This window comes from Trebonia sp. (assembly GCF_049794275.1).
Taxonomy (GTDB): Bacteria; Actinomycetota; Actinomycetes; order Streptosporangiales; family Streptosporangiaceae; genus Trebonia.
In genome coordinates this window covers 1-3,452 of the sequence record NZ_JBARCR010000623.1, presented here as the reverse complement: position 1 = coordinate 3,452, position 3,452 = coordinate 1, and the positions used below count along the sequence as shown (strand labels likewise).

6 protein-coding genes and 1 tRNA gene are annotated in these 3,452 nt (G+C 70.4%); 2 read left to right on the top strand and 5 right to left on the bottom strand.

From position 1 onward, the window contains the following. Nucleotides 1-58: 58 nt before the first annotated feature. Nucleotides 59-132 (bottom strand) — tRNA-Thr (locus tag WA805_RS16685). Between the two features lie 98 nt (nucleotides 133-230). On the opposite strand from WA805_RS16685, the gene WA805_RS16680 reads away from it, so the two are divergent. Both WA805_RS16680 and WA805_RS16675 read left to right on the top strand, forming a co-directional pair. After that, complete coding sequence (locus WA805_RS16680; protein WP_422340875.1) at nucleotides 231-650, top strand: TIGR03668 family PPOX class F420-dependent oxidoreductase; 420 nt, start codon at nucleotides 231-233, stop codon at nucleotides 648-650. Nucleotides 651-704: 54 nt separating this feature from the next. After that, a complete protein-coding gene (locus WA805_RS16675) occupies nucleotides 705-983 on the top strand; it encodes a DUF1905 domain-containing protein (RefSeq protein WP_422282723.1) in 279 nt (92 codons plus the stop codon). 29 nt (nucleotides 984-1,012) lie between these two features. Here WA805_RS16675 and WA805_RS16670 read toward each other — a convergent pair whose 3' ends face one another. The 4 genes from WA805_RS16670 to WA805_RS16655 form a co-directional block, all read right to left on the bottom strand. Then, nucleotides 1,013-1,282: an anti-sigma factor family protein gene (locus WA805_RS16670; RefSeq protein WP_422282721.1), complete on the bottom strand. Its 270-nt coding sequence runs from the start codon at nucleotides 1,280-1,282 to the stop codon at nucleotides 1,013-1,015. Next, the gene (locus tag WA805_RS16665; protein WP_422289941.1) at nucleotides 1,279-1,872 is read right to left on the bottom strand and encodes an RNA polymerase sigma factor; all 594 of its coding nucleotides are present in this window, start codon (nucleotides 1,870-1,872) and stop codon (nucleotides 1,279-1,281) included. The genes WA805_RS16670 and WA805_RS16665 overlap by 4 nt, the downstream gene beginning before the upstream one ends. Nucleotides 1,873-1,952: 80 nt before the next feature. Then, complete coding sequence (locus WA805_RS16660) at nucleotides 1,953-3,086, bottom strand: lactonase family protein (protein ID WP_425242797.1); 1,134 nt, start codon at nucleotides 3,084-3,086, stop codon at nucleotides 1,953-1,955. Between the two features lie 75 nt (nucleotides 3,087-3,161). Beyond that, nucleotides 3,162-3,452, bottom strand: a 291-nt coding sequence (locus WA805_RS16655; RefSeq protein WP_425242796.1) for an alpha/beta hydrolase, incomplete at its 5' end; no start/stop codon positions are given.

The following is a 3,452-nucleotide window of genomic DNA, read 5'->3' as shown; positions in this document are numbered from 1 at the left end:
ACGGCGCCGATGCCCGGCAGCTGTGCAACGATCTGCTTCAGGTCATGACCTAACTGGGAGCCGCCTATCGGAATCGAACCGATGACCTACGCATTACGAGTGCGTCGCTCTAACCGACTGAGCTAAGGCGGCGTGCTGTCCTCGCGGACGGCGCTCCGTAAGCTTACCGGGTTCGCCGATTGGGGCCCGCCGCACGTGCCCAGACCGCGGGCGGGAGGGAGAATCGGAGCGTGAGGCTGACCACGGAGGACGCGCGAGCGCGGTTCGCCGCCCAGCGCGTGGCCCGGCTCGCCACGGCCGGGCGGGACGGCCAGCCGCACCTGGTGCCCGTCACGTTCGCGGTGGACGGGGACCGGATCTGCACCGCCGTGGACCACAAGCCCAAGACGACACCGAACCTGCGGCGGCTGCGGAACATCGCGGAGAACCCCCGGGTCACACTGCTCACCGACCATTACACCGACGACTGGACCGGACTCTGGTGGGTCCGCGTCGACGGCCACGCGAGCGTCGTCACCGACGAGACCGCGATGCAGCCCTACCTGGACCTGCTGGCCGAGCGGTACGAGCAGTACCGCCGGGCACGCCCGGCCGGCCCGGTCATCGTTATCGAGGCCGAGCGCTGGACCGGCTGGTCCGGCAGTGCCTAGACGAAATCCGCCCCCTCCGATCGTCATACCAGGAGCAGCGAAAGGGAGGCGGCGATGAGCAAGCTGGACAAGACCTTCACGGCGACCCTGCTGAAGAGCCCGAGCAAGGGCGGCTGGACCTACGTCGTCATGCCCGGTTCCGTGGACTACTTCGGCACCCGCGGGCTGGTGAAGGTGCGCGGCACCGTGGACGGCAGGCCGTTCCAGAGTTCCTTCATGGCCCTCGGCGACGGCACGCACAAGCTGCCGATCAAGACCGGCCTGCGCAAGTCGATCGGCAAGGAGGCCGGCGAGACGGTCACGGTCTGCCTGGAAGAGCGCATCGACCGGTAATCCTGGTGACGTCCTGACGCCCCGGCGGCCTAGCCGTCGGCGAGCCAGCGGCGGTAGACCTCGGTCAGGTCCGAGCGCATCTCCGGCGACAGGTCATCGGGGGCGAGCTGGCCGGCCAGCCGGATCGTCTCGCGGATCTGCGCGAGGTATTCCGTGCAAAGCGGGCACCCCGCCAGGTGCTTCTCCAGCCGCCGCCGGTCCGAACGCGACAGCCCATCCTCCAGGTACGCCGTCACCATCTCGACCACCTGCTGGCACACGAGATCGCGGCGGAACACGCCAAGCAGACTGATGTTCATCGCGACCCTCCCAGCTCCGACTCGAGCACCTGCCGCAGCTTGCCGCGGCCGCGGTGCAGCAGCACCCGCTGGTTCCCTTCACTGATCGAGAGCACCGAGCACACTTCCGTGCTGGTCAGCCCCTCCACGTCGCGCAGCAGCACGACCTCACGCTGCCGGCCTGGCAGCCCGTCGAGCGCGCCGCGCAGCATCCCGGTGAGCTTCAGCGCATCGACCCGCGACTCGGCCTCCTCGATCCAGTGCTCGGGCGGTGTCACCCAGGCCCCGCCAGGGCCGAAGCGGGACGCGTCCACCACCGGCCCAGCGTCGGCCACCGGAAAGCTCCTGGATTCCCGCACCCCCGCCGAACGCGCCCTGTTCACCAGGATGGCGAACAGCCACGTCTTCAGCGACGACCGGCCCTCGAACCCGGCCAGCCCCCGCAGCACGGCCAGCCAGGTGTCCTGGACGACCTCTTCCGCGATCGCCCGGCTGGGCACGAACGACAGCGCGAGCCGCAGCATGGAACCGTTGTAGCGCTCCACGAGCGCGACGAAGGCGCGCTCGTCCCCGGCGCGAAGCCGGCGGAGCAATTCCGCGTCTGGTTCCATCGCTGGCAGCGTATCGTCCGTGGCGACGGCCGGCCGGGGGGCACCCATGACAGTTCTCCTCCGGCCGACCGCGCCCCAGCTCAGAGCGCTATGATGCCTTCGCCGCCGGCCGCGCCGGCCACGGTGACCGACCCGAGCGACGTCAGCGCGCCGCCGGCGCCGACCGCGAACTCATCGACGATCCCGGCGGCCCCGGCCTGCACGTACAGGAAACCGCCCGCCGCCGACGCGTCCACGGTTCCGGCGTCGGTCTTCGTGTTCCCGAGGGCGGTCAGCTGGCCGGCGCCACCGACCGTGTACCCGCTCACCGAGCCGCTGCCCGCGTTGGAGGCGTAGAAGTACCGGCCCGCGGGGGCCACCCAGCAGGTCGCCATCTGGCCGGTGTCGGCGATCGCCAGCTGCGTCAGCACGCCGCCGGACAGGTCAAACGTCGCGAGCGCGTTCGGCCCGGCCTCCGCGATCAGCACGTGCCCGGCGCGGTCGAAGGAGATCGCGAACGGCACCGCGTTCGGCTCGGAGTTCACGACCGGTGACCGTGACAGCCGCCCGTCGTGCCGCACGGCGAACACGTCCACGTCGTTGCCGTTCGCCTTCGTGGTCACAAGGATCCGCGACCCGTCGGGCGTGAACGCCACCTGCCCGGGCGTGTTCGTGAACTGCGGTGTCGCGTTCGGGTCGAGGCCGAGCCGCCGCGAGGAGCCGGGGATCGGCGTCAGGTGACCGTCCGCGATCCGGTATCCGTAGAGCGACCCGCCTCCAAGCGCATCCAGAACGTACGCATGGTTCCCGTGCACCGTCACACTGACTGGGAAGGCGCCGCCCGACCAGATGACCTGGCGCAATTCCAGCCGGTCGCCGGAGACCCGGAACACGGACACGGTGTCACTGCCCGCGTTGACCGCGAACAGCAGCCCATGCTCGTTGTCATACGTCAGCGACCCCTGGGACGCCAGGTGGTCGACCACCGAGCCGTTAAGGATCCCGCCGAGGCCACCGGTCGGGTAGGTGCCCGCCAGCGTCAGGGTGCCGCCCGCCGCGCGATGGTAGGCGGCCACCGCGTTGCCCGCGGTGTTGTCGGTCTGCACGAAGACGGCGCCGGCGTTCCCCCTGTCTCCGGCGCTGGCGCCCGTCGACGCGAACGCCGGCGCCGCCAGGGCCGTCATGGCCAGCATGCCGACGCCGATGGCGGGCACGAGACGACTCAGTACCTTCACGAGTTTTGCCCCTTCCTGGGGAAAGCGTGGACAGGACGCAGCTGCGCCCGTTCAGTCCCGGCAGGGGCGAAAGCGTTACGGGCAGACCGTGCCGGAACGCGGGACGTGCAGCGATATCAGGTACGAGTCGACGGTGCTGTCCACGCAGGAGCTGCCCTGGAAGTAGGAGGTGTGGCCCTCGCCGTTCCAGCCGAGCAGCACGCCGGAGGCGAGGTCGCGGGACAGGTTGACCGCCCACCGGTACGGCGTCGCCGGGTCGTGCAGGTCGCCGACCACGAGGATCGGCGGTGCCCCGGCGGCGCGGATGTTCAGCACGGCCGGCTGCACCGGCCAGTACGCGCAGGGCAGCGATCCCCACACGTTCGA